The organism is Nonomuraea sp. NPDC003560 (assembly GCF_042878785.1).
Taxonomy (GTDB): domain Bacteria; phylum Actinomycetota; class Actinomycetes; order Streptosporangiales; family Streptosporangiaceae; genus Nonomuraea.
Genome location: NZ_JBIAOF010000022.1, coordinates 56,893 through 82,618, shown reverse-complemented (window position 1 = coordinate 82,618; position 25,726 = coordinate 56,893). Strand labels below are relative to the sequence as shown.

The 25,726-nt window shown below is 72.0% G+C and carries 19 protein-coding genes; 15 read left to right on the top strand and 4 right to left on the bottom strand.

What is annotated here, in order from left to right; translation table 11 throughout:
* Positions 1–13: 13 nt before the first annotated feature.
* The gene (locus ACFYUV_RS49635) at positions 14–1,141 is read right to left on the bottom strand and encodes a M20/M25/M40 family metallo-hydrolase (RefSeq protein ID WP_387682832.1); all 1,128 of its coding nucleotides are present in this window, start codon (positions 1,139–1,141) and stop codon (positions 14–16) included.
* Between the two features lie 187 nt (positions 1,142–1,328).
* Between ACFYUV_RS49635 and ACFYUV_RS49630 the strand changes: the two genes are divergently transcribed.
* The 11 genes from ACFYUV_RS49630 to ACFYUV_RS49580 all read left to right on the top strand — a co-directional run bounded on the left by ACFYUV_RS49630 (position 1,329) and on the right by ACFYUV_RS49580 (position 16,011).
* Positions 1,329–2,771: a leucyl aminopeptidase family protein gene (locus ACFYUV_RS49630; protein WP_387682830.1), complete on the top strand. Its 1,443-nt coding sequence runs from the start codon at positions 1,329–1,331 to the stop codon at positions 2,769–2,771.
* Positions 2,768–3,748: a MaoC family dehydratase gene (locus ACFYUV_RS49625; RefSeq protein ID WP_387682828.1), complete on the top strand. Its 981-nt coding sequence runs from the start codon at positions 2,768–2,770 to the stop codon at positions 3,746–3,748. The genes ACFYUV_RS49630 and ACFYUV_RS49625 overlap by 4 nt, the downstream gene beginning before the upstream one ends.
* Entirely contained in the window at positions 3,745–4,563 is an 819-nt protein-coding gene (locus ACFYUV_RS49620; protein WP_387682826.1) for an HpcH/HpaI aldolase/citrate lyase family protein, read from the top strand. Before ACFYUV_RS49625 ends, ACFYUV_RS49620 begins: the two co-directional genes overlap by 4 nt.
* 1 nt (position 4,564) lies before the next feature.
* Positions 4,565–5,770, top strand: a complete 1,206-nt coding sequence (locus tag ACFYUV_RS49615) for a pyridoxal-phosphate dependent enzyme (protein WP_387682825.1) — start codon at positions 4,565–4,567, stop codon at positions 5,768–5,770.
* The gene (locus ACFYUV_RS49610) at positions 5,754–7,268 is read left to right on the top strand and encodes a serine hydrolase domain-containing protein (protein WP_387682824.1); all 1,515 of its coding nucleotides are present in this window, start codon (positions 5,754–5,756) and stop codon (positions 7,266–7,268) included. Before ACFYUV_RS49615 ends, ACFYUV_RS49610 begins: the two co-directional genes overlap by 17 nt.
* A 10-nt stretch (positions 7,269–7,278) precedes the next feature.
* A complete protein-coding gene (menC, locus tag ACFYUV_RS49605) occupies positions 7,279–8,394 on the top strand; it encodes an o-succinylbenzoate synthase (protein ID WP_031169933.1) in 1,116 nt (371 codons plus the stop codon).
* A 241-nt stretch (positions 8,395–8,635) separates the two neighbouring features.
* On the top strand, positions 8,636–10,282 hold the full coding sequence (locus tag ACFYUV_RS49600; RefSeq protein ID WP_387682822.1) for a PucR family transcriptional regulator: 1,647 nt from the start codon (positions 8,636–8,638) through the stop codon (positions 10,280–10,282).
* Between the two features lie 126 nt (positions 10,283–10,408).
* The gene (locus tag ACFYUV_RS49595) at positions 10,409–12,349 is read left to right on the top strand and encodes an alpha/beta fold hydrolase (RefSeq protein ID WP_387682820.1); all 1,941 of its coding nucleotides are present in this window, start codon (positions 10,409–10,411) and stop codon (positions 12,347–12,349) included.
* Positions 12,349–13,578 (top strand): methylaspartate ammonia-lyase, encoded by a 1,230-nt coding sequence (locus ACFYUV_RS49590; protein ID WP_387682818.1) that lies wholly within the window; start codon positions 12,349–12,351, stop codon positions 13,576–13,578. The genes ACFYUV_RS49595 and ACFYUV_RS49590 overlap by 1 nt, the downstream gene beginning before the upstream one ends.
* Entirely contained in the window at positions 13,562–14,764 is a 1,203-nt protein-coding gene (locus ACFYUV_RS49585; RefSeq protein ID WP_387682816.1) for a CaiB/BaiF CoA transferase family protein, read from the top strand. The genes ACFYUV_RS49590 and ACFYUV_RS49585 overlap by 17 nt, the downstream gene beginning before the upstream one ends.
* A complete protein-coding gene (locus tag ACFYUV_RS49580; RefSeq protein WP_387682814.1) occupies positions 14,761–16,011 on the top strand; it encodes an amidase in 1,251 nt (416 codons plus the stop codon). Before ACFYUV_RS49585 ends, ACFYUV_RS49580 begins: the two co-directional genes overlap by 4 nt.
* Here ACFYUV_RS49580 and ACFYUV_RS49575 read toward each other — a convergent pair.
* The gene (locus tag ACFYUV_RS49575) at positions 15,991–17,628 is read right to left on the bottom strand and encodes a DUF885 domain-containing protein (RefSeq protein ID WP_387682812.1); all 1,638 of its coding nucleotides are present in this window, start codon (positions 17,626–17,628) and stop codon (positions 15,991–15,993) included. The two genes, ACFYUV_RS49580 and ACFYUV_RS49575, sit on opposite strands and share 21 nt — an antisense overlap.
* A gap of 269 nt (positions 17,629–17,897) precedes the next feature.
* Here ACFYUV_RS49575 and ACFYUV_RS49570 point away from each other — a divergent pair, with 269 nt between their 5' ends.
* Genes ACFYUV_RS49570 through ACFYUV_RS49555 form a run of 4 tightly spaced genes read left to right on the top strand, consistent with a single transcriptional unit; the run spans position 17,898 to position 23,088 of the window.
* Complete coding sequence (locus tag ACFYUV_RS49570; protein WP_387682810.1) at positions 17,898–19,457, top strand: ABC transporter substrate-binding protein; 1,560 nt, start codon at positions 17,898–17,900, stop codon at positions 19,455–19,457.
* 14 nt (positions 19,458–19,471) lie between these two features.
* On the top strand, positions 19,472–20,452 hold the full coding sequence (locus ACFYUV_RS49565) for an ABC transporter permease (protein ID WP_031169949.1): 981 nt from the start codon (positions 19,472–19,474) through the stop codon (positions 20,450–20,452).
* A gap of 1 nt (position 20,453) precedes the next feature.
* Entirely contained in the window at positions 20,454–22,337 is a 1,884-nt protein-coding gene (locus tag ACFYUV_RS49560; protein WP_387682807.1) for a dipeptide/oligopeptide/nickel ABC transporter permease/ATP-binding protein, read from the top strand.
* A gap of 1 nt (position 22,338) precedes the next feature.
* Positions 22,339–23,088: an ABC transporter ATP-binding protein gene (locus tag ACFYUV_RS49555; protein WP_387682805.1), complete on the top strand. Its 750-nt coding sequence runs from the start codon at positions 22,339–22,341 to the stop codon at positions 23,086–23,088.
* Between the two features lie 89 nt (positions 23,089–23,177).
* Here the strand turns inward: ACFYUV_RS49555 and ACFYUV_RS49550 are convergent, their stop codons facing one another.
* Positions 23,178–24,248, bottom strand: a complete 1,071-nt coding sequence (locus tag ACFYUV_RS49550; RefSeq protein WP_387682804.1) for an integrase core domain-containing protein — start codon at positions 24,246–24,248, stop codon at positions 23,178–23,180.
* A 324-nt stretch (positions 24,249–24,572) separates the two neighbouring features.
* Positions 24,573–25,709: a hypothetical protein gene (locus ACFYUV_RS49545; RefSeq protein WP_387682802.1), complete on the bottom strand. Its 1,137-nt coding sequence runs from the start codon at positions 25,707–25,709 to the stop codon at positions 24,573–24,575.
* Positions 25,710–25,726 lie beyond the last annotated feature (17 nt).

Here is a 25,726-nt window from a genome sequence, read left to right as displayed (position 1 = left end):
TCGTGCTCCGGCGTCATCGCCTGGCCTCGCCGAGCAGGTCGGCGAGCAGCCCGGTCAGCAGGGCGAGACGGTCGCCGAGCCGAGCCACGTCGACCCACTCGTGGCGGGCGTGCGCCCCGCCGCCCACCGCGCCCAGGCCGTCCAGGGTCGGCACCCCGGCAGCGGCCGTGAGGTTGCCATCCGATCCGCCGCCGACCGCGACGCCGGCGAGCGGGCCGATGCCCAGCCGATCCGCCACGGCGCGGGCCCGCTCGAACAGCCCGGCCGTCATCGTGGCATCGAGCGGTGGACGGTCGATGCCACCCTCCATCTCGACGGTGACGTCACCGTTCGCCGGCGCCAGGCCGCGGATCGCGGCGTCGACCCGCCGCAGCTCCTCGGCGGTCCGGGCGCGAACGTCGATCGTCAGCGTGGCCCGGTCCGGCACCGTGTTGACGGCCGTACCGGCGGAAGCCATCGTCGGCGTCACGCTGGTCCCCGCCGCGTCGTCGGCCAGCGCGGCGACGGCGCCGACGGCGGCGCCCAGTGTGATCAGCGCGTTCGCGCCCAGGTGCGGTTCCAGGCCGGCGTGGGCCGCGCGTCCGGCGAAGGTCAGCTCGTAGTGGGCACGGCCCTTGCGCTCGGTCTTCAGGGCGCCGGAGTCGTCGCCGGCCTCCAGTACCAGGGCCGCAGCGCAGCCCCTGGCCTCATCCTCGATCAGCTCGCGGGAGGTCGGAGAGCCGAGCTCCTCGTCGCCGGTGACCAGCAGGGTGACCCCGGACGGGTCGTCGAGCGCGGCGATGGCGTGGAAGGCGAGGGCGAGGCCCACCTTCATGTCCAGGCACCCGGGCCCGCGGATCCGGTCGCCGGCCGTGCAGGGGATCGTGTCGATCGTGCCCAGTGGCCAGACGGTGTCGTGGTGCCCCAGCACGAGCACGCGAGGTGGTTCCTTTCCCCACCGCCAGCGCAGGTGGGTGCGGCCGGCGGTGACGATCGGCTCGGCGGGGCGGCCCAGGATCTCTTCGCCGACCCGCGCGACGCAGTCGGCGCTGCGGGCGACCGCGGCGAGGTCGGTGGAGGGTGACTCGCAGCGGATCATCCGGATCGACGCCGCGACGACGCCGGCGACCCGGGAGCGGGAGCCGACGGACAGTGCGTTCATGGGTTTTCCTCCGGCGCTTTGGACGGCGCCGCCAAGTTTTCATCGGGTGCGGTGGCGACTCTTGTGGCCCGACATGAAAGGCGGTCCCGAGGTTGGGTGTTCGACACCGACGGCGGCCGGCGCCGCCGGTTAGCTTGCTCGAACGAGACGGGTCGCAGCGGGCGGCCCGCGTGTTCAGGAGGACCAGGTGGCGGAACGGGTGGCGGACGTGGTCGTCGTGCCGGTCGGGACCGATGGGGTGGTGCCGGCCCCGGTCGCCGGCTTCCTCGCGGAGGCCGGCGTTGATGTTGACGTGCACGCGATCGGGGCTCGCCTCGGCCCGGCCGAGCCCGGCGACGTGGCCCGGGTTCCCGTCCTCGACGGCCCCGACCTCGTCTACGTGACCGTCGGTGATCCCCGGCCGGGTCTGGCGTTCGACCACGTGCGGGCGGCCGCGATGGCGGCGGCCCGGCACTGCGGGTCCGCGCCGGCGGTGCTCGACGCGATCGGGTGCTGGGAGGCCGACCCGGATTGCGCGGTCGCCGCGGCGGAGGGCTGGACCCTCGGCACGTACCGATACCGCCCCGACTGGACCGTCGCCGACCTGCTCGCCCGGCTCGACCCCGGTCCGCGTCGGCACGGGGGGCCGGAGCATGCCGTACGGGAAGGGGTCACGCTCGGCGCGGCCGCCAACCTCGCTCGGGACCTGATCAACACGCCGCCCGGCCAACTCGTCCCGGCGCGGCTGGCGACCGTGTGCCAGGAACTCGGCGAGGCGCTCGGGTTCGAGGTACGCGTACACGACGCCGCGACGCTGGAGCGCGAGCAATTCGGCGGCATCGCCGGCGTGGGCCGGGGAAGCGTGCATCCGCCGTGCCTGATCGAGCTGCGACGCGGAGGCGACGGCCCGCACACGGCGCTCGTGGGCAAGGGCATCACCTTCGACGCGGGCGGCCTGTCGCTCAAACCCTCCCGGGGCATGCTCACCATGAAGGCGGACATGGCCGGCGCCGCCGCCGTTCTCGGCGCCCTCGTCGCGCTGGCCCGCCTGGGCTCCGACGCGCCGGTGCGGGCCTATCTGCCGTGCGCCGAGAACATGCCGGGCCCGGACGCGGTCCGGATCGGGGACGTCCTGCGCCATCGCGGTGGCCGGACCGTCGAGGTGACCAACGCCGACTGCGAGGGACGGCTCGTGGTCGCGGACGCCATGGCGTACGCCGTGGAGGCCGGCCCTGCCGCGATCGTCGACCTGGCGACGCTGACCTCGGCCACCGGCCTCGGCCCCGACATGTGGGCCGGTTTCGGCACCGACGACGCCCTGCTGGCGCAGGTGCTGGCCGCCGGCGGCGCGGCCGGTGAGCCCGGATGGGCGATGCCGATGTGGGAGCCCTACCGAGCCACCCTCGCCTCCGACGTGGCGGACACCCGGAACTTCGACCCGGACGCGCCCCAGCCGTACGGCGCCATCACCGCGGCGCTGTACCTCGAGCCGTTCGCGTCCGGTGTGCCGTGGGCGCACCTCGACCTCGGGCTCACGGTGATGCGCCCGGCCGCCGACGCCCGGTGGGCCGCAGGCGCCAACGGCCGCGGGGTGCGCCTGCTCGCCCGCTACCTGACCGCCGGCGTGCCGGCACCGGAGGAGAACGCATGAGCGTCGTGGACGGTCCCTGGTTCGACGACCTCGCGGTCGGCGACACCTTCACCGCGCCGGCCGTCACGCTGGATACCGGGCTCCATGCTCAGCATCGGGCGATCCTCGGCGACCGGCTCCGGCTCTGCCTCGACGAGACGCTCGCCGAGCGGGTCACCGGACGTCCCGGCCTCGCGTATCCCGGCGTGGTCTGGGACGTGGCCGTCGGCCAGTCGAGCGTCGTGACCCGCCAGGTGGTGGCGAACCTCTTCTACCGGGGACTGCGGCCGCGGGCGACGCCGTACCTCGGCGACACCCTCGTCACCTCGACCGAGGTTGTCGCTCTCCGCCGGGTCCGGTCCCGGCCCGACCGGCCCGAGCGCGGCAAGGCGGTGCTGAGCATCGTGACCCGGGACCAGACCGGACGTGTCATCCTCGCCTTCGACCGGTGCGCGCTGCTGCCCTGCCGCGACGGGTCCGGACCGGCCCCGGAGGCGGGCCCCCACGTCGACGGCCTTTTCACCGCACCGTCCGTGCCGGACGTGGCGACGGCCCCCGACTGGCTCGCGCAGTGGTCGCTCAAGCCGCTGGCGCCCTCTCCCGGCGGTCTGCCGGCGGCCGGCGACACCTTCGAGCTGGCGGCCGGCGACGTCGTCTCGAGCGCGCCGGAACTGGCGCGCCTCACCGTCAACATCGCGGCGGTGCACCACGACGCGGAGGCCGCCGGCGGCCGCCGGCTCGTCTACGGCGGGCACACGATCGGGCTCGCGCTCAGCCAGACCTGCCGGATGGTCCCGGGGCTGGTGATCGTGACCGAGTGGTTCGCGTGCGACCACGTCGCGCCCGTCTTCGAAGGCGACACGGTGCGCAGCCGTGTCACGGTGCGGGGCGTCACGCCCTACCGGGACGGCACCGCGATCGCCGTGCTCAACACCCAGACGTCGGTGGCCGGTCGCGGAGCCGTCCTCGACTGGACCTTCGCGGCGCTGGTCGCATGAGCACCGTACGAGGCCCGGCCTGGCTCTTCGTCCCGGGCGACCGCCCTGAGCGCTTCGCGAAGGCCGCGAGCGCCGCCGACCAGATCATCTGCGATCTGGAGGACGCCGTGGCGCTGACTGCCAAGCCGGCGGCCCGGGACCACGTCGCGGGCTGGCTCGCCGCCGGCGGATCCGCCTGGGTGAGGGTGAACCCGGCAGGATCACCGTGGCATGCGGACGATCTGCGCGCGCTGGTCGGCTGCGCGGGCCTGCGGGGCGTGGTCGTGCCGAAGGCCGAGTCCGCGGCGGACCTGCAACGAGTGTGCGACCTGCTCCCGGTGCCGTCGGCGGCCCTGGTCGAGTCCGCCGCCGGCGTCGGGCGAGTCGCCGAGATGCTCGCCGTCGAGCGGGTGGAGCGGCTCATGCTGGGCACTGTCGACCTCGCCCTCGATCTCGGCTGCGAGCAGGAGTCCGACGTCGTCAGGCAGGTCCGGAGCCGGCTGGCTCTGGAGTCCCGCGCGGCTGGGAAGCCCGCGCCGGTGGACGGGGTGACCATGGCGCTGCGGGACTACGACGCCACGTTCGCCGACGCCGGGCGAGCGCGCCGCGAGGGCTACGCGGGCAAGCTCGCAGTCCATCCGGTCCAGGCCGGCGCGATCCGGGCCGCCTTCGCGCCGTCGCCGGAGGAGGTGTCCTGGGCGCGCGAGGTGATCGCGGCGGCCGGGCAGGGTGCGGTCGCCGTCGGGGGCGTCATGGTCGATGCCCCGGTCGTCGAGCGCGCGCGCCGGTTTTTGGCCGGGTCGGCCATCGATGAGAAAAGGGGAACTGGGGACTGAGATGGCGCACTTCGAGAGTAACGTCCTGTGGAACCCGGCGTGGTCGGCCCTCGACGGCTGGGCGGAACGCCCTCCGGACGCGATCGAGCACTTTCACCGATCGATCCCGGGATTCGCCGAGTCCGCGCTGGTGCCGGCGCCGGCGATCGCCGACCAGGTCGGCGTCGCGCACGTGCTCGTCAAGCACGAGGTCGAGCGCCTCGGCCTGCCGTCGTTCAAGGTCGTCGGTGCGAGCTGGGCCGTCAGCGTGGCGATCGCCGGCCACATCGGCCGCGTGCCCTTCCCGACGTTCGACGCGCTCGCCGAGGCGGCCGGCGCCCTGCGCGCCTCGATCGTCCTGTCGACCGCCACGGACGGCAACCACGGCCGCGCCGTCGCGTACCTGGCGCGCCGACTGGGCCTGAACAGTCGGATCTTCGTGCCCGCGGACATGGCCGAGGCACGCGTCGACGCGATCCGCGGTGAGGGCGCCGAGGTCGAGGTGGTCGCCGGATCGTACGACGACGCCGTTCGCCGGTCGGCCGAGAGCGCGGAGTGGGACCGGCCCGACGGTCGGCACGAGCTGCTCGTCTCGGACACGTCGTGGCCCGGGTACACCCGGATCCCCGAGGCCGTGGCCGCCGGCTACTCGACGATCTTCGCCGAGACCCGGCGTCAGCTCGCCGCGGCGCTCGGCTCGGACGCGTCGATCGACCTGGCGCTCGTCCCGGTGGGCGTGGGCGCGTTCGCCTCGGCCGCGGTCCGCAGCCTCGCGAGCGGGTCGTGCAGCGTCGTCACTGCCGAGCCGGCGGCGGCCGACTGCCTATGGCAGTCCCTGGCGGCCCGGGAACGGGTGACGGTGCCGGGACCGCACGAGTCCACGATGGCGGGACTCAATTGCGGCGAGGTCTCGCTGGTGGCATGGCCGGCGCTGCAGCGGGGCGTCCGTGCCGCCACCCGGGTCTCCGACCTCGAAGTGGCCGCGGCCGTCCGCGATCTCGCCGCGCTCGGCGTCGCGACCAGCGAGAGCGGCGCGGCCGGCCTGGCCGGTCTCCGGCGGCTGCGGCTCGACTCGCGGGCGGGTTCGCTGCTGCGGCCCAGATCCACGCTCGTCCTCTTCGACACCGAGGGGGTCACCGATCCGGCCGGATACGAGGCGGTCCTGGCCGGATCGTCGACGGCGCGGGGTCGTACCGAAGAAGGGGCAGGTCATGTCGCGGGTCGATGAGCTCATCGCGTATCTCTCCGAAGCCGTTCCCCGCGAAGCGAGGTCGCGGGGGATTCCGGGGGTCGCCGTAGGGTTGTGTGATGCCGACGGCGTCCTTTGGGCCGAGGGATTCGGCGGCGGCATCGGCGTCCGCACCATGTTCAGCGTCCAGTCGACGTCGAAGCTGGTCACCGCGACCGGCGTGCTGCTGGCCGTGCAGGAGGGCCTGGTCGACCTCGACCAGCCGATCCTGCGCCACCTGCCGGACTTCACCGTGCACAGCGACTTCGAGGAGCGGCCCGAACGCCGGATCACCCTGCGCCACCTGCTGACCCACACCGCCGGCTTCACCCACGAGGCGCCGGTCGGGTCCAACTACGAGGTCGGCGACGCCACGTTCGAGGAGCACCTCGCCAGCATCTCCGAGACCTGGCTGCGGTTCCCCGTCGGCCACCACCACGAGTACTCCAACCTCGGGATCGACCTCGCCGGCCAGGTGGTGGCCACTGCGGCGGGGGAGACGTTCGCCGAGTTCATGCGCGGGCGGCTGTTCGAGCCGCTCGGTCTCACCCGGTCGACGTTCGACTTCGGCGCCTTCGACGGCGAGGAGGACCGGGCGCTCGGGCACTCCCGCACGTTCGCCCGCGCGGGTCGCGACGTGCCCCGGCGAGTGCCGATGGTGCCGTCGGGCGGTCTCTACACCAGCGTGGCGGATGTACTGCGCTACCTGCGATTCCAGTTGCGCGAGGGCGACGGCGTCCTACGGCCCGAGTTGGCCCGGCAGCACCTGGACTTCCCGAGGCTGACCGAGGAGCAGACCCAGGGGTACGGGCTGGGGCTCTACGTCGACCGCTGGGCGCCCGGGGTCCGGGTGCTGCACCACGGCGGGTCCGGCTTCGGCTTCCTCTGCCAGGTGTTCTGGCTGCCGGACCTCGGCATCGGCGGTGCGGTGCTCACCAACTCCGTGGACCACGACCTGCAGAACGAGCTGGCGGCCGACATCGTCCGGCGGCTCGCGGACGGCCACGGCTCGCAGGCCACCCCACCCCCGGCGGCGGCTTCGCCTCACCCGCAGGACGCGGTCGGCCGGTACGTCGGGCGCCTTGGCGACATCCGGGACATCGTCGCCCGCGACGGCGTGCTTCACGGCGTCGACGGCCGGTCGGTGTTCCTGCGCGACGCGGCCGGGCACGTCCGTTACCAGCTCGACGCCGTCACCGGCGATGTGCGGTACCGGACCGTCGTGCCCGAGCTCGGCCCGTCGACGCTCGAACCCGGCCTGGCCGGCGACTACGAATCCCGGGTCGGGGAGGTGCCGATGGCGCCGTACCGCCTGCGGCAGGACGGGGATCACGCCGTGATCGACCTGCCCAGTGGGGGTTCCCTCGACGACCCGATCACCCTGCAGCTCACCGCAGCCGGCCCGGGACGCTACCTGTCCGCGACCGGCGAGGTGCTGACGGTCGGCGACGCCGGCCCGGCGTACGCCAACATCCCCCTGACCCGGACCGAGGACTGAGGTGACCCTGATGGGTAAGGTATCCGCACTGGAAGGCATCGAGATGCGGCGGCTCCGGCTGCCCCTGGTGTCGCCGTTCCGCACCTCCTTCGGCACCCAGACGACCAAAGACGTGTTGATCCTCCGCGCCGTCACCGCCGACGCCGAGGGCTGGGGCGAGTGTGTCGCCGCGCAGCACCCGCTGTACGCCTCGGAGTACGTCGGCGCGGCGATGATCACGCTGCGCGACTTCCTCGTGCCCGCGCTGCGCGACCTGCCCGCCATCGACGTCAACCTCGTCAGCGCCGCGCTGGATCGCTTCCGCGGGCACCGGATGAGCAAAGCGGCGCTCGAGATGGCGGTCTGGGACGCCGAGCTACGGGGTCTGGGGATGCCGCTGAGCCGCGCGCTCGGCGCCGTCCACACGTCGGTGCCGGCGGGCGTCTCGGTCGGCATCATGGACACCCTCGACGAGCTGGTCACCGCGGTCGGCGCCTACCTGGCCGACGGATACCGGCGGATCAAGCTCAAGATCGAGCCAGGCTGGGACGTCGCGGCGGTGCGGGCGATCCGGGACGCGTTCGGCGACATCCCGTTGCAGGTCGACGCGAACGCGGCGTACACGCTCGCCGACGTCGACCAACTCCGGAAGCTGGACGATTTCGACCTGCTGCTCATCGAGCAGCCGATGGCCGAGGAGAACGTGCTGGGCCACGCCGAGCTGGCCCGCCACCTGCGAACCCCCATCTGCCTGGACGAGTCGATCACCTCCGCCCGGGCCGCGGCCGACGCGATCAGACTGGGCGCGTGCCGTGTCGTCAACATCAAGGCCGGCCGGGTGGGCGGCTACCTCGAGGCCCGGCGCGTGCACGACCTCTGCCAAGCCCACGACGTCCCGGTCTGGTGCGGCGGCATGGTCGAGACCGGCCTGGGCCGCGCCGCGAACGCCGCCCTGGCCGCCCTGCCCGGCATGCGGCTGCCAGGCGACATCTCCGCCTCGTCGCGCTTCTACCACCAGGACATCACCCCGCCCCTCGAACTCAGCGACGGCTACATGTCAGTCCCAGAAGGCCCGGGCCTGGGCGTCACCCCCGACCCCGAAGCCCTCGCCGCAGCAACAGTTCACACCGAGTGGCTACCTCTATAGGAGGCCGCTGAAGAATCGGCGTATCGTCTGTCGTGATTTATGCCGATATGCGATGATTTCTGGGTGCGGGATGTGGAGCGTGCAGACCGGGAGTCGACGCCGCCGCACTGGTGGGGCGACCGGTGCTCATCCCGCAGCGACCCCGAAGCCCCGGACAGATGGTGCTGCCGCACCAGATCGAGCAGGCCGATAGTGCCGTGGAACAAGATCGGGCGAACCGGCCGTGGCTAGAGTCACGGCTGTGGGGCGCCCGGAGCAGCCGGAAGCATCCGTCGTGGTGGACGGACCGTCGATCACGCTGGCCCGGATCCTGGAGGACGCCGGCCACACCCTGCTCCGCCCGGCGTTCGACGGCCAGGACCTCGACCGGATCGTCGACGGCCTGGTGATCTTCGACCCGGCCGACCAGGTCGCCTGGTCGCGGCGCCCCCTGGTTCTTGCCGTCGGGGTTCAGGCTGGTGAGCAGCTCACCGCCCTCAGCGAGCGGGTGGCACGCCAGGGCGGCGCGCTCATCGTCCACGAGAGCGTCGTCGCCTCGCTGACCGGCCCGCGGACCGTCGTGCCGGTGCTCGCGCTCGGCAACGAGAACTCCTGGATCCAGCTCGCCGCGACCCTCGCGCCGCTGGTGAACGGCTCGTCCGGCCCCGCGCTCGCGGCGCCGCTCAGTGGCGTCCCGACCGGCGACCTGTTCGCCCTGGCGAACGCCATCGCCGAGATCCTCGACGCGCCGGTCACGGTCGAGGACCGGGACTCCCGGGTGCTCGCCTTCTCGATCCGGCAGGAGGAGGCGGACCCGTCGCGCATCGGCGCGATCCTCAACCGCCAGGTCACGCCCTGGGCCACGCAGGATCTCACCGAGCGCGGCATCTTCCGCCAGTTGTACCGCACCCAGGAGCCGCTCTTCGTCGATCCGCCCGAGAGCGGGTACGGCGGTTTCACGATGCCCCGCGTCGTGCTGGGCATCCGGGCCGACGACGAGATCCTGGGCTCAGTGTGGGCCGCGGTCCCCGGTCCGCTCTCGGACGAGCGGATGCAGGCCTTCCGCGAGCTGCAGGGCACGGTCGCCGTGCACCTGCTGAGCCACCGCGCGAACGCCAACGTGGAGCGCCGGATGCGTTCGGACCTCACCGCCCAGGTCCTGGCCGGCGGCCCGGAGGCGGAGGAGGTCGCGGCCCGGCTGGGCCTGCCCCACCGCCCGATGCTGGTGCTCGCGGTCGCGCTCCCGGACGGCGAGGAGGAGCCCGCACGCCTGCGCGGCGACCGCGCGGCCGAGCTGCTGCGCATCGGTGACGCGTTCGACATGCACCTCGGCACCGTCCAGCCGGGCGCCTCCGCCGCGCTGGTCGGCGACATCGTGTACGGGATCGTTCCGCTGCCCCCGGCCGCCGACCCGCACTCGGACCGCGGTCAGCGGATGGCGAAGGACTTCCTCACCCGGGTAGGGCGGCGGTCCGCCGCGGTGATCGGGGTCAGCGCCGTCGCGCCTGACGCCTACGCCCTCCCGCGGGCCCGGGAGGAGGCCGACCGCGCGCTGCGGCTGGCCCGCAGCGCGCAGCTGGGCGACCGCGTCTGCTCGACGGTCGAGCACGCGTACGAGCTGCTCATGATGGAGATGGCCGACCTGGTGTCGGCGCGGGGGATGGGCCTCAGCGGGCCACTCGCCCGCCTCGTCGAGCAGGACGAGCGCCACGGATACCTGGTGCCGACACTGCGCGCGTGGCTGGACCACTTCGGCGACAACATCGCCGCGTCGGCGTCGCTGCACGTCCACCCCAACACGTTCCGCTACCGCCTGAAGCGGGTCGCGGAGGTCTCCGGGATAAGCCTGGACAACCACGACGAGCGGCTGTCGCTGATGCTCCAGTTCCGGCTCTTCATGCGCTCCTGATCGGCAGCCTCGTCGCGCGGCGCTACCCGGCGCCCGCAATTTCGTGCCGCGACACCAGCGCCGCCGCCCCCCGACTTGTGACGATCAGCGGTGTCCGGCATCCAGGCAACCGACGAGAGGACCGGTGTGAACCGCTATCTGACTGTCGACGACATCCGGCGGATCGACGTACCCAAGCAACCGGCGATCAGCCCGGACGGCAGCGCGGTCGCCTACGTCGTCCAGACCGACGACCTCGACGCGGACCGCGTCGAGCAGACCCTGTGGCTGGTGCCCACCGGCGGCGGGAACCCGCTCCGCCTGACCGACGGCGTCGGCGACTGCGCCCCGGCCTGGTCGCCGGACGGCCGGCTGCTCGCCTTCCTGCGCACCACCGACGGCCGGCCCCAGATCTGGCTGCTCGACGTCGGGACGTCCGAGGCGCGGCAGCTCACCCGCCGGCCCGGCGGAGCGGGCGCCCCGGCGTTCAGCCCGGACGGCTCGCGGCTGCTGTTCACCGCGCCGGCCGATCCCCCGGAGTCCGAGGGCACGTGGGCATGGGGCGCGCCGGTCGTCAGCCGTCGCCTCGACTACTACGCCGACGGCGCCGGCGTGCTGAGCGCCCCGCGGCAGCACATCCACGTCGCCGACGTCGGCACGGGCGGATGCGAGCAGATCACCGCCGGCGAGTGGAGCGCATCCGGGGCGGCCTGGTCGGCGGACGGCACCCGGATCGCCTTCTCCGCCGCCATGTCCGCGGACGCCGACCTCACCCGGCAATCCGCCGCGTACGTCATCGACCTCGGCGACCCCGAACGGGTCCCGCGACCGGCGGGCCCGGAATCCGGCAGCGCCGGGCCGCTCGCCTGGACGGGCGACGGCACCCGGCTGCTGGTCTGCGGCCACCCGGAGGGGCCCGCGCGCTTCACCGGCCTGCTCCTCGTCGATCCGGCGGACGGCACGGCCCGGCACCTCACCGAGCAGATGGACCGGCAGGTCATGTACGGCGCGCCCGGTTATCCCGGCTCGACGCCGCGCGTGGTGCCGCAGCTCGGGACGGTCCTGTTCTGCGTGCGCGAGGGCGGCTACGTCGTGCCGTACACCATGCCCGAGACCGGCGGCACCCCCACGGCGCTGCTCGCGGCGCCGGACCAGAACGTCTCGAGCCTGAGCGTGGCCGGCACACTGGTCGCGTTCCTCGGCAACGGGCCGGACACGTTAGGCGAGATCTACGTCCTGGACCTCACGACCGGCACGTCGACCCAGCTGACCAACCATCGCGAGCGGCTCGGCGACCGGCGTCCGGCCCCGCGCGCCGAGCGTACGTTCACCATCTCCGACGGGACGGCCGTCACCGGATGGGTCATGCGCGACCCCGACGCCACCGGCCCGCAGCCGCTGCTGCTGGACATCCACGGCGGCCCGCACAACGCCTGGAACGGCGCCGCGGAGGCCGTGCACCTCTACCACCACGAGCTCGTCGCGCGCGGCTGGACCGTACTGCTGCTCAACCCGCGGGGAAGCGACGGCTACGGCGAGGAGTTCGCCCGCGCCGTGAGCGGCCGGTGGGGAACCTCGGACACCGCGGACTTCCTCGAGCCCCTCGAAGAGCTCGTCGCCGAGGGGCTCGTCGACAACGACCGCATCGCGGTGACCGGTTACAGCTATGGCGGCTACATGACCTGCTACCTCACCAGCCGCAGCGACCGGTTCGCCGCGGCCGTCGGCGGGGGCGTCATCAGCGATCTGCGCAGCGCCGCCGGCACGACCGACAACCGGCGCGCCCTGTCGACCAGCGAGTGGGGCGGCGCGTTCTGGGCGGACGCCGAGAACTACGCGGCGATGTCGCCCATCACCCACGTGGCCGACGTACGCACTCCCACGCTGCTCCTGCACGGCGGTGCGGACGTCCGCTGCCCGCTCGACCAGGCCAGGCAGTGGCACACGGCGCTGCGCGAGCTCGGCGTGCAGACCGAGATCGTGATCTACCCGGAGGCGTCGCACAACATGCTGTTCAACAGCCCGCCCCGGTTCCGGCACGACTACAACGCCCGGGTCGTGGACTGGGTGACAAGGTACGCCGGCTGATGCGCGTCTCGGAGATTCTGGCGGTGCCCGGCATCGGCACCTACAGCAACGACGACCAGGCGGCGATCAAGGCCGGGGCGGTACGCGACGGCTACTTCTACGACGGCCCCGCGCTCACCCCGGGCTACCGCACGATCCGCCAGCCCAGCGAGTCGCTGCAGATTCTGCTCGTCCTCGACGACGACCGCGTGGCCACCGGGGCCGGGGTGTCGGTGCAGTACGCCGGCGGCTCCGGACGTGAGCCCGTCCTGCTGGCGGAGGCGGCCCGCGACCGCTGGCTGCCGGTGCTGCGCGACGTCCTGCTGGACGCGACCGTGGACTCCTTCCGGGAGACCTCCGCCCTGATCGCGCCCCTCGGGCTGCCACGAGCGGTCGCGTACGGGGTCAGCCAGGCCCTGCTCGACGCGGCCGCGACCGCCACCCGGCGCACGATGGCCGAGGTGGTCGCCGCCGAGTACGGCGGCGCCGATCCGATCGGCCCGGTCCCGCTGCTCGCCCAGTCCGGCGAGGACCGGCGGGGGGCGGTCGACCGGATGGTGCTGCGCCGCGTCGAGAGCCTGCCGCACGGGCTGATCAACAACGCCGATCTGCTCGTCGGGCCCGGCGGCCACCTGCTGCTGGACTATGTCGGCTGGGTACGCGACCGGGTGCTGGCGCGGCGCCCGGACGACGACTACCGGCCAGTGATCCACATCGACTGCTACGGCACCCTCGGCGACGTCTTCCCCTCCACGGCCGAGGTGGCCGGCTTCCTCGCCCGGCTGGCCGCGAAGTGCGCGCCGTTCCCGCTGCGCGTCGAGCAGCCGATGCGCGCGGCGTCGCGGGAGGCCCAGATCGACGTCCTCCTGCGCCTGCGCGAACACGAAACCGGCGTCCAGATCGTCGCCGACGAGTGGTGCAACACCCACGAGGACGTGCTGGCCTTCCTCGACGCACGGGCGGCCGACATGATCCAGATCAAGATGCCCGACGTCGGCAGCCTCGACGACGCCGTGCGGTCCGTTCTCGCCTGCCGGGCCGCGGGCGTCGCGGCGTACCTCGGAGGGTCGTGCACCGAGACCGACCTGTCGGCCCGCATCGCCACCCACGTCGCGATGGGCGCGGGCGCGGACGTGCTGCTGGCCCGGCCCGGCATGGGCGTTGACGAGGCAGTGATGGTGACCAGGAACGAGATGGCACGCACCCACGCGGTCATCGAGCACAGGAGCAGACGTGACGGGACTCAGTGACATCAGGATCATCGCCGTCGAGCAGTACGGCGCCGGCCCGTTCGGATCGTTGCACCTTGCCGAGCTCGGCGCCGACGTGATCAAGATCGAGGACGCGCGTACGGGCGGCGACATCGGGCGGCATGTCCCGCCGTTCGCCGAGGACGACGACAGCCTCTTCTTCCAGAGCTTCAACCGGAACAAGCGCAGCATCTGCCTCGACCTCTCGGTTCCGGCCGGCGTGGCGGTGCTGCACCGCCTCGTCGAGGGCGCCGACGCGCTCATGTACAACCTGCGCGGGGACGTGCCGGACAAGCTCGGCCTCCGGTACGCCGACCTGAGCCACCTCAATCCGCGGCTGGTGGTCTGCTCGCTGTCCGGTTACGGGATGACCGGGCCGCGGCGGGCTGAGCCGGCGTACGACTACGTCGTCCAGGGTCTCGCCGCGTGGATGGACCTGACCGGCGACCCGGCCGGACCGCCGACCAAGAGCGGCCTTTCGCTGGTCGACTACTGCGGCGGAGTCGTCGCGGCGATGTCGTTGCTGGCCGGGATCCACGTGGCCCGGCGCGACGGCGTCGGCGGCGAGTGCGACGTCAGCCTCTTCGACACGGCGATGGCGATGCTCTCCTACCCGGCGACCTGGTTCCTCACCCGGGGGCACGAGACCCGCCGCAAGACCCGGTCGGCGCACCCCTCGGTAGTGCCGTTCGGCGCCTACCCCACCGCGGACGGCTGGTTGATGCTCGCCTGCGTCAAGCCGGTGTTCTTCGAGCGCCTGACCAAGGTGCTGGGCGTCGCCGAGGTCGCCGCCGATCCCCGGTTCGCGACGCTCGCCGGCCGCCAGGCGCACCAGGCCGAGCTGGACGCGGTGCTGGACTCCGCCCTGTCCCGGCACGGCACCGACCACTGGGTCGGCCTGCTGTCGGCGGCGGGCGTGCCGTGCGGCCCGGTCAACGGGCTGCGCGAGGCCTTCGAGGAGCCGCAGGCCGCGCAGCGCGGCCTGGTCGTCGACACCGACCACCCCAGCTTCGGGACGGTACGGCACGTGCGCACGGCGGGACGCGCCTGGTGGGAGAACCCGGCGCCGGACCGCGCGCCGGGCCTCGGCGAGCACCGCGAGCAGATCCTGCGGGAGGAACTCGGCATGAGCGCCGCGGAACTGGATGATCTTGCACGGGGCGGCGCCTTCGGCGGTGAGCGGTGAGCGGCGCTCCCGCCGCCGTGGTGGCGCTCGCCGCCCGGCTGAACGCTTTCACCCAGCTGATCGAGGACGGCATCGCGGCCGGGAAGAACGGCCCGATGGCGGGCTGGACCATCGCGGTCAAGGACAACATCGACGTCGCCGGGACGGTGCGCACCGACGGGCTCCGCGCTCCGCATCCGCCCGCGGCGGCGATCGACGCGGAGGTGGTGCACCGGCTGCGGGCCGCCGGCGCGCGGATCGTCGCCAAGGCGAACCTCGAGGAGATCAGCTTCGGGGCGACCACGCAGAACGACACGTGGGGCGCCTGCCGCAACCCGTGGGACCCGGACCGGATCCCCGGCGGCTCGAGCGGCGGGTCGGCCGTCGCGGTCGCCGCGGGGCTGGTCCGGCTCGCGATCGGCACGGACACCGGCGGCTCGCTGCGCAACCCGGCCGCGTTCTGCGGGGTGACCACGCTGCGCCCGAGCCACGGGCTGGTGCCGACGCTGGGAGTGACGCCGCTGAGCCCCAGCATGGACGTCGTCGGGCCGCTCGCGCGTAGTGCGGCCGAGGCCCGCATCGCCCTGGAGGTCATGGCCGGCACGGGCTCGCGGCCCCTTCCGCCGCGGGACCTGTCCAGCCTGACCGTGGCCGTACCCGAGCAGTACTTCCTCGACGACCTGGAGCCCGCGGTCGCCGCCGGCTTCCGCGACCTGCTCGACCTGCTGGGCGCGCACGGCGCGAAGATCCGGCGGGTGGCCCTGCGCGACGTCGATCGGGTGCACCAGGCGATGGCCGCGCTGCAGAACTCCGAGGCGATCCGCCACCTCCGGCCGTACTGGCACGACGCCCGGGTCTGCGCCGGGATCAAGGGGCGGATCGAGGCGGGCCGCCGGGTCACCACCGAGGAGATCGAGAGCGCGCTCGCGGTGGCCTTCGATTGGCGGGCCCGGGTCGACGAGGTGCTCGCCGAGGCCGACGTCATCGCCGTGCCCGCCACGCCCTTCGTCGCGCCCGTTGCCGGGGACGGCGATCTCACCCTCGTCAGCCGGCGGATCAACCAGCTCACCGGCTGCTGGTCGGTCACCGGCCTGCCCGTCCTCGGCCTGCCGGTGTCGCCCTCGCCGGCCGGGCTGCCGGTCGGCGCACAGCTGGTCGGCCGGCGCGGCGCCGACCGGGCCCTGCTCGTGGTGGGCGAAGCCGTGCAGGCGGTCAGCGACTGGCATCGCCGCCGCCCGCCCGGCGCGCTACCCGACGACGCCTGGTAGTGCCGCGGAGACGTGCGCCTCCAGCAAGGGCAGAGGCAGTTGCCCCGCGCCGAGCACCACGTCGTGGAACCGGGCCAGGTCGAAGCCGGCACCCTGCCGGCGCTCCGCCTCCCGCCGGATCCGCACGATCTCGAGCCGGCCGACCAAGTAGGCCAAGGCCTGGCCCGGCGTCACGATGTACCGGTCGACCTCCGCGTCGATGTGCCCCGGGCTCAGCGGGGAGTGCTCGGCCAGGAAGCGCTTGGCCCGCTGCCGGCTCCAGCCCTTGGCGTGCAGGCCGGTGTCGATGACCAGGCGGCAGGCCCGCAGCGAGTCGAACGACAGCATGCCCAGCCGGTCCAGCGGGCTGCTGTAGAGGCCCATCTCGTCGGCGAGCCGTTCGGCGTACAGCCCCCAGCCCTCGAGGAAGCCGGTGACCGTGGTGGTGCGGCGGAACTCCGACAGCTCGGTGAGCTCGGCGGCGAGGCCCATCTGCAGGTGGTGCCCGGGAACGCCCTCGTGGAAGGCGAGGGCCTCAATCTCGTACCGGGCCCAGGCACGCGGATCGGAGACGTTGATGACGAACGTCCCGCCCCGCGAGCCGTCCTTCGGCGCAAGCATGTACTGGCCGAGCGATCCGCTCGTCGCCGCCTCGACCGCGCACGTGGCGCGCGGCAGCCGCCCGAACCGGTCCGGGGCGCGGTCGGTCGCCCGGTCCAGGGCGACCTCCGCGGCGCGTACGAGGTCGGCGGCGTCGTCGAAGTGCAGGGCCGGGTCGTCGCGCATCCTGGCCATGACGGCGGGCACGTCCGAGGTGCCGAAGACCTCCCGGCCGAGGGCGGCGTACTCCTCGTCCAGGGCCGCGACCTGGGCGAGCCCGATCTCGTGGATGCGGTCAGGGTGGAGGTCGGTGGTGGTGTGCGAGCGGACCAGGGCGGCGTAGACGCGATCGCCGTCGTCGAGCCAGCACAGCCCGCACCGCTCGTCGGGCCGCGCGGACGGCGCGACCTCCCATGTCAATGCGTCGGCATAGTCGGCCAGCGCGGGGCGCACCACCTCGCCGACCACCGCGCGCAGGTGATCCGTGCGCGCGGCGCGGTCGACGGCCAGCAGCGGGTCGTCCTCGAGCGGGATGTCCAGCCACTTGCGCACCCTGTCCACGGTGTCCGCCACGGCGAAGGCGACCGGGGTACGGCCGGCCGCGCGGCCCGCGGCGAGACGCTCCAGCCTGTCGCGCAGATTGCGCGCGAAGCCGCGGTACTTCTTCGGCAGGGCGCCGGCCACCTGGGCGGACGGGAGCGCCAGCTTGGCGACCTGGCCCGGGAACTGGGTCACCGGCCCGAAGAGCGGGTCGACGTCGAGCTCGGCGAACCGGTGTTCGAGCACGTCGGCTCTGGTCGCGGCCTGCCAGGCGAGGACCGCGCCGTCGAGCGAGACGGGTGTGCCGTCCGGCGTACGGGCGAGCGCGGCGGCGGCACGTGCCACCTCGCGCAGCTCGCGGAGCTCGGCCGCCTCGGCCGTCGCGCTGACGTCCTCGAAGTGCCCTGCCACCGAGTACTCACCGATCAGGTGCGCCCAGGTGGGCGCCGTGCGGTACCGGAGCTCCTGGTACCGCTTGCCGAGGCTTTCGACGTCCACCAACCCGGACCCCTCCGTCATTTGATCCACATTTCACCTAGTCGGGTACGGTCTGACGGACGACGTTAAAGTGAGGGGCGACCGTGGGGCTTGGGTCTGGCCACGATCGAGCACGGACACCTTTGTGGGCTTGTACAAGAATCGCTGCCGCGCTGTGGCTTCAATCGTGGGTTACATCACCCAGCGCCGAGCTGGCTCGTCCCGCCGGCCGCAGAGGAAGTCACGCGCCAATGGTCCGAAATCGCCCTTTTCGTGTCTCGATTTCCGTATTGTGCTCGACGGTCGCGCTGGCTGCCTGCTCCAACGGTGGGAGCACCGGTAGCTCGTCCGGCGACGACTATGCCGACGGCGGCTCGCTCACCATCGCGATCGACAGCGACCCCGGTGCGCTCGACCCGCAGCGCTCGGTCAACGGCGTCAACAAGATGATGGCCGTCTTCGCCTACGACACGCCCGTCAAGCTGCTGGACTCCGGCGAGGTGGCGCCCAGCGTCGTCAAGTCGTGGACCGGCGAGGGAACTTCCTACACGCTGACCGTCCGCGAGGGCGTCACCTGCTCGGACGGCTCGCCGATGGACGCGCAGACGGTGGCCGACAACATCAACTACGTGGCCGCCGAGGGCAACGGCTCGCCCATGCGCGGCGCCGCCGTTCCTGCCGGCGCCACGGCAACGGCCGACAAGGCCGCCGGCACCGTCGCGGTCAAGCTCAAGGAGGGCGCGCCCTTCTTCTTCCAGAACCTGGCCGAGCTGCCGCTGGTCTGCTCGAGCGCCGTCAAGAACCGCGACTCCCTGAAGGCCGCCTCCGCCGGCTCCGGTCCGTTCGTCCTTTCCGGCGTGCAGGCCGGCAACCAGTACACCTACACCCGCCGCGACGGGTACGCCTGGGGGCCGAACGGCGCCTCGACCGCCGAGAAGGGCATGCCGGCGAAGGTGACCTTCAAGCTCGTGACGAGCGTGACCACGACGGCCAACCTCCTGCTGAGCAAGGGCGTCAACATCTCGCACCTCTCCGGTGCCGACACCCAGCGGCTCAAGGCCGCCAAGGTGTTCTCGGACGGCGGCAGCATCATCGACGACGAGCTCACCTTCAACCAGGCCGCCGGTCTGCCGACCGCCGACGTCAACGTCCGGCGCGCGCTCGTCGGCGCTCTCAACATGAAGGAACTGGCCCAGGTCGCCACCAGCGGCCTCGGACAGGAGGCCAACGGGCTGCTGACCGACCCGAAGATCTGCAGCGGTGACACCGTCACCCCGAACAAGCCGGCGTACGACGCGGCCGCCGCGGCGGCGCTGCTCGACCGGGCCGGCTGGACGGCCGCCGGCGGCGGAGCCCGGGCCAAGGACGGCAAGCCGCTCGAGGTCGCGTTCGTCTACGACAACGAGGACACCACGACCGCGGCGGCGGCCGAGTACATCGGCCAGAAGTGGACGGCGCTCGGCGTCAAGGTGGACCTCAAGGGGCAGTCGTTCGCCGCGCGGTCCGATGTCGTCTTCGGCGGCAAGGGCCCGTGGACCGCGACCCTCATCGGCCTCGGCGTGTCCAACCCGGCCACGCTCGTGCCGTTCTTCTCCGGTGCCACCCCGTCGAATGGCGGCATCAACTACGGCTCGATGCACAACGACGTCTTCGACAGCTCGATCAAGGCGGCGCAGGCGAAGTCCGGCACTGGCGGCTGCGCCGACTGGAACGCGGGCGAGGGCGCCCTGATCAAGGACGCGGACATCACCCCGATCGCCGTCTCGCCCTACCTCTACTGGGGCAACGGGGCCAAGTTCGACGTCGTCGCCCGCGTGCTGGAGCCCACCTCGCTCCGGGTCCTGCGCTAGGTACGGCGGGGAGGATGGGAGGTTCTGTGAAGTCGTCGCTGCGCGCCAGGCACCCGTGGCCGGTATTCCTGATCCGGCGGCTGGGGAGGTTCGTCGTCTCGCTGGCGGTCGTCGTCACCGCATCGTTCGCCATGGTCCACGCGCTGCCGGGCGACCCGGTACGCGGAGCCCTGGGCCTGATGGCGCCGCCGGAGACCATCGCGGCCACCCGGGAGCGTCTCGGGCTCAACGACCCGCTGTGGCGGCAGTACCTGGACTATCTCTGGAACCTGCTCCACCTCGACCTCGGTACGTCCCTGGACACCCAGACGCCGGTGCGGGAGAAGATGGCACAGTTGGTGCCCGCGACCCTCCAGCTCGGCCTGACCGCGTTCGTGGTCTGCCTCGCGGTGGCGATACCGGTGGGCCTGCTCCTCGGCATCGCCACCCGGGACGGCCGGGGCCGCGGTCTGCACTTCGGCTTCGGCGGCGTGACCGGGCTCGCGCTCTCCGTGCCGGACTACCTGGTGTCGGTCGGACTCGTGTTCGTCTTCGCCGTCTCCCTCAATGCGCTGCCGGTCGCGGGCTTGTCCGGTCCCGCGTCGTTCGTGCTGCCGGTGACCGCCCTCGTCGTGGGGCCGGCCGCCTACCTGGCGCGGATCGTCCGGGCCGAGACCCAGCGGGTGCTCGGCGAGGACTACATCCGGGCGGCGCGCGCGAAGCGCCTCCCGGCGCGGCTGATCTACCTGAGGCACGCGCTGCCGAACACGCTGACCCCGACGCTGACCGTCTCCGGCATGATCCTCGCGTCGATGGTGGCCGGCACCGTGCTCGTGGAGAACGTGTTCGCCTGGCCCGGCGTCGGCGCCGAGCTCGTGCATTCGGTGCTCGCCAAGGACTACCCGGTCGTGCAGGCGGTCGCGCTCTTCTTCGGCGCCGGCATCCTGCTGATCAACCTCGCGGTCGACATCGCGATCGCCGTCATCGACCCGCGCTCGACGATCAAGGAGAGCTGACGTGTCCTGGTCACGTACCCGCCATCACCTGTCGTCGCCGCTCGGCGTGGTCACGGTCGCCCTGCTGCTGCTCCTGGTCGCGACCGCCGTCGTGGCGCCGCTGCTGCTCGGCGACCGGGCCACGGAGATCGCGGGCGGCGCGCTCCAGGCTGGGCCGTCGGCGGCGCACCCGTTCGGCACGGACGCCCTCGGACGCGACGTCCTCACGCGGACGCTGGTGGCCACCCGGCTGTCCCTCGTCCTCGCTCTGCTCGTCGTCGGCATCGGCGTGGCCTGCGGGCTGATCATCGGCACCGTCCCCGTCGTGCTCGGCCGGCGCGCCGGCCGAGCGGTGGTCGCCGTCCTGAACCTGATGGTCGCCTTTCCCGGGCTGCTGCTCGCCCTGTTCCTCGCCATGATCTTCGGGGTGGGGGCGCGCGGCGCTGTGCTGTCGATGGCGATCGCCTTCGCGCCCTCGTTCGCGCGGCTGACCCACACCACCGCCAGCGGCGTCGCGAACGCCGACTACGTCTCCGCCGCGCGACTGCTCCGGGTCCCGCGGTGGCGGGTCCTGATTCGCCACGTCATCCCGAACATCTCCGAACCCCTCGTCATCAACGCGACCAGCCAGGTCGGGGCGGCGCTGCTCAGCATATCGGCGCTGTCCTACATCGGCTTCGGCGTGCAACCGCCGCAGTACGACTGGGGACGCATGCTCGCCGACGGGCTGCCGGCCATCTACACCAACCCGGCGGCCGCGCTCGCGCCGTCCATCATGATCGTCGTCGCGGGTCTCGCATTCGTCCTCGCCGGCGAGCTGCTGACCCAGGTCCTCGGCGGCAGCCAGCACGGTCACCTCCGGCTCCCGTCCCTCAGGTCCCGGCGCCGGGAGACGGCCCCGGCCGAGACGCCGCCACCGGGTGACGAGGTGCTCCGGATCGAGCGCCTGACCGTCACCGTACCCGGCGAGACCGCGCCCTTCTCCCCGGTCGTCGACGTCAGCATGCGCCTTCGCCGCGGCGAGATCGTCGGCCTGGTCGGCGAGTCGGGATCGGGCAAGAGCCTCACCGCCATGGCGGCCGCACAGCTCACCTCGTACCCGAACGTCGCTGAGGCCGACGTGCACCAGATCAAGGGCAACGAGCTGCGGCGGATGCGCCCCCGCGACCGCGAGCGGCTGCTCGGCACCTCGCTCGCGATGGTGTTCCAGGACCCGATGTCGTCGCTGAACCCGACGCTCAAGGTCGGACGCCAGCTCGCCGAGGTCGCGGAAACCCACGAACGCCTCGGCCGCCGGGACGCGTGGCGACGAGCCGTCGACCGCCTCAGCGCAGTGCTGATCACCGACCCGCAGGCGCGGGCGAAGCAGTACCCGATGGCGTTCTCCGGCGGCATGCGCCAGCGCGCGTCGATCGCGATGGGTCTCATGGCCCAGCCGGCGCTGATCGTCGCCGACGAGCCGACCACCGCCCTCGACGTGACCGTCCAGAAGGAGGTGCTCGGCCTGCTGCGGCGCATCTCCCGGGAGAGCGATGCCGCCGTCCTGCTGATCAGCCACGACATTGCGGTGGTGGCTGAGAACGCTTCCCGGGTCCTGGTCATGTACGCCGGCCGGGTGGTCGAGGAACTGCCGGTCAGCGGGCTCGCCGAGGCCGCTCATCCGTACACCCGCGCGTTGATCGCGAGCATCCCGGACATGTCGACGGACCGGTCGCGGCCGCTCGCGAACATTCCCGGCCGCCCGCCGCACGCCTCTGACCTGCCGCCGGGCTGCGCGTTCGCGCCCCGGTGCGGCCGGGCGGACGACCGCTGCCGGCAGGCGCGTCCCGAACTGGCCGACTCGGGCGGCGGTGGCGCCGTCGCCTGCTGGCATCCGCTGCTGCCGGTCCTGGAAAGCGAGGCGTGACATGCTCGAGCTCCGCGACATAGTTGTCCGGTACGGCCACAATCAGGGAGCCGTGACGGCCGTCGACGAGGTCAGCCTGACCGTGGCGGCCGGCTCGGTCGTCGGGCTCGTCGGCGAGTCTGGGTCCGGCAAGTCGACCCTCGCCCGGGCGGCGGTCGGCCTCGCCCCGCTCACCTCGGGCGCGATCCTCTGGAAGGGGGCGGCGCTCGACCCGCGCGACCGCCCGCCGTTGCAGTACGTGTTCCAGGACCCGTACGCGTCCCTCAACCCGCGGATGAGCGTCGGCGCGTCGATCGCCGAGGGCCTGCCCCGGGGGAGCGGGCGGCGGGAGCGGTCGGCCCGGGTCACCGAGCTGCTCGAGATGGTCCGGCTCGATCCTGGTGACGTCCACAAGCGCCCCCGGCAGCTCTCCGGCGGACAGCGGCAGCGCGTCGCCATCGCCCGCGCCCTCGCCGCCGAGCCAGAGGTCCTGATCGCCGACGAGATCACGTCGGCGCTCGACGTCTCGGTCCAGGGTGCCGTGCTCAACCTGCTCAAGGAGATCCAGACCCGGACCGGTGTCGGGATCCTGTTCATCTCGCACAACCTCGCCGTGGTCCGCTACATAGCCGACTCGATCGCGGTCATGAAGTCCGGCCGGCTCGTCGAGCACGGTACGACGGAGGACGTCATCGAGCGTTCCGCGCACCCGTACACGAAGCAGCTCCTCGAAGCCGTCCCGACCATGGCGATGGGTAATGGCCGCTCATAGCTGAGAGTCGATGCCGGACTCGAGGTGTCCAAGCCTGTGGGGTGCGAAAACTGTGATTTGCGGGCTGAGCTGGGCGTACCGGAGCCTGATCAGGCTGCTTGCTGATACTGGTTGATCAGTCCGTTGAGTACTCCGTGGCGCTCCAGATGGAGCTGGTCGAGATCGTCGGGTGCCGATACAACGGCTGGTAGCGGTGGTCGTCGATCTCGTGATCGGTGCGGACGATGGTTGTTGTAGTGTCGCTGATAGTCCGCCAGCACCTGGCGGAGGTGAGTTTCTCCGTAGATCAGGAGTCGGTCGGTGCATTCGCGCCGGGTGGTTCCGATCCAGCGTTCGGCGATCCCGTTCGCGCGGGGCGCCCGGATCGGTGTCTTGATGATGCGGATGCCAAGTGAGGTGAACACCTCGTCGAAGACTGCGGTGAACTTTGCATCATGGTCGCGGATGACGAACCGTAGAGTTTCAGCCCGGTGCCCCAGCTCGATGAGCAGGTTGCGTGCCTGCTGCGCGACCCAGGCTCCGCTCGGATGCGCGGTGACTCCCATGACGTGCATGGCTCGGGTGGCATGGTCGATGAAGAACAGTACGTAGAGCCGTTTCAGGAAGACGGTGTCGACGTGAAACAGATCGCATGCCCAGATGCCGGCGGCCTGCGCCTGGAGGAACTGGCTCCAGCTCGGGCCGGTGCGGCGTGGCGCCGGCCCGAGGCCGGCTCGTTTGAGGACGTCGCGCACGGTGCTGGGCGGCACCCGCCGGCCGGCACCGGCGAGTTCGCCGCTGATGCGTTGACAGCCCCACAAGGGATTCTCTCGAGCCAGACGCAGCACAGTTTCCTGAATTACTGCTCGTGTCCGCGGGCGGCCAGGACGCGTGGGTGGGTAGGTCCAGCGGCGCGTCACCAGCTGGCGATGCCAGCGCAGCAGCGCCGACGGGGTCACGAAGAAAACCGGCCACGAAGCTTTCGGGAGCATCCGCGACAGCGCAGCGAGTACCACCCTGTCTTGCGGACGGAGATCGGGCCGGTTCATCTGACGGCGCAGCACGGCGACCTGATGCCTCAGCACCACGATCTCAACGTCCTTGCTGCGGTCGTCACGGCCGAGCAGGACCAGCAATTGCAGGACGCGTCCGAGGATCACATAGAGCGAAGACCACCACACCACCAGCAGGATGCCTCAGAGCACGCTGTGCTTGAGCCGCTTGGCTACAGGCCGACCACTTCGGTGATCGAATTTTCGTACCCAACAGGCTGGCTCCCGGAACCGGTCGGCCTTCCCGGCAGGCAGGCGGCGTCACGAGCCTCGAGCATGCCTGACCCAGGCCACTGCTCCGACCAGGAAGCCGAGACAAACCCGCAGCTCACGACCGTGAATGGAGTACTGACACCCTTCAGCGTCCTCCCGGTAGTGCGGCGGGACTGTTGCACTACCGATGGTGACCGCAAGACTTCTTGTCTGCCGGCGGTTCGCGGTATTGCGCAGAGATCACGGCTCCGACGACTCCTCGCGCAGGGCGTTGCGTAGATGTCCGGCCATCGTGTCGCTGACCGGGACGGTGGTGGGCAGTTGAGGCTCGTCGAAGTAACGGGCCTTGTACCGGCGCAGCAGTGACTCCCCGTGCTCGGGCCAGGAGAAGTCCTTCTTCTTGAGGAGCTTGCCGAAGACGACGCCGGCGCTGTCCGGGTCGGGGTCGGTCAGAAGCCTGATGGCGGCGGGTGAGATGTCGTCACCGCGGAGGTAGAAGGTCAGGGTCTCGCGGTAGCGGCGCCGGTTGATCAGTTTCGGGTTGGCGAAGAGCTCTTGCAGGAGGCCGAACTCGAGGTAGAAGCTGATGCCTGTTTCGGGGTCGAAGTGGATGGCCACCGTTTCGGCCTCCAGCAGGTCATCGGGAAGGGTGAAGCCGGGCAGAGGGTAGGTGATGCCGGGCTGGGCTCGATCCATGCAGGCCCGCATGAAGGCGTCGTATCGCGGGGCCACGTCCTCTCCCTGGACGACGATGTATTCGGCGCCGTACAGGTCGATGAAGATTTCTCGCTGTTCGGCGAGCAAGCGGCGTGCGGTGGCGAGCTTGTCGGGGTTGCGGAAGACCAGCTTGGGGTTGCGCAGGCCGAAGTCCGCCGCCTGGGTGAGGAGTTGGTCGCGGGCGTCGGCGCGGAAGAGGCTGATGTTCGCGCTGACCAGCCAGTCCTTGCCGAGCGGCACCAGGCGGCAGATGAGGAACATGCCCTTCTTGGCCGGGCGGAAGGCGGACTTGCCCATGTTGGACCGGGCGCGGTAGGTGAGCTCGTCGATGAGGTTGAACAGGATCACGGCGTCCTGGTCTTTGCCCTGGACCTCGAAGATGCCTTCGACCACGTCCCTCCAGCTGAGGAGCATTTCCCGCTCCTGGGCGCTCAGGCGGGGGCGGGCTCGCAGGAAGCAGTCGATGACCGTGTCGCCGGAGGCGAGCCGGTGCTGCAGGACGAAGTGATCGATGATCATGCTCGCGGCTGCCTCGCCATCGGCGAGGCCTTCGGGGGCGCTCTGCTCGAAGGCCTCGTTGAGCTCGCGGGCGAACCGGGGTGACAGGGCGAAGTCGATCAGCTGCCCCTTGAGGGCCGCGGCCTGCTTCATGACGTCCATGACGGCGCCTCTCTTCC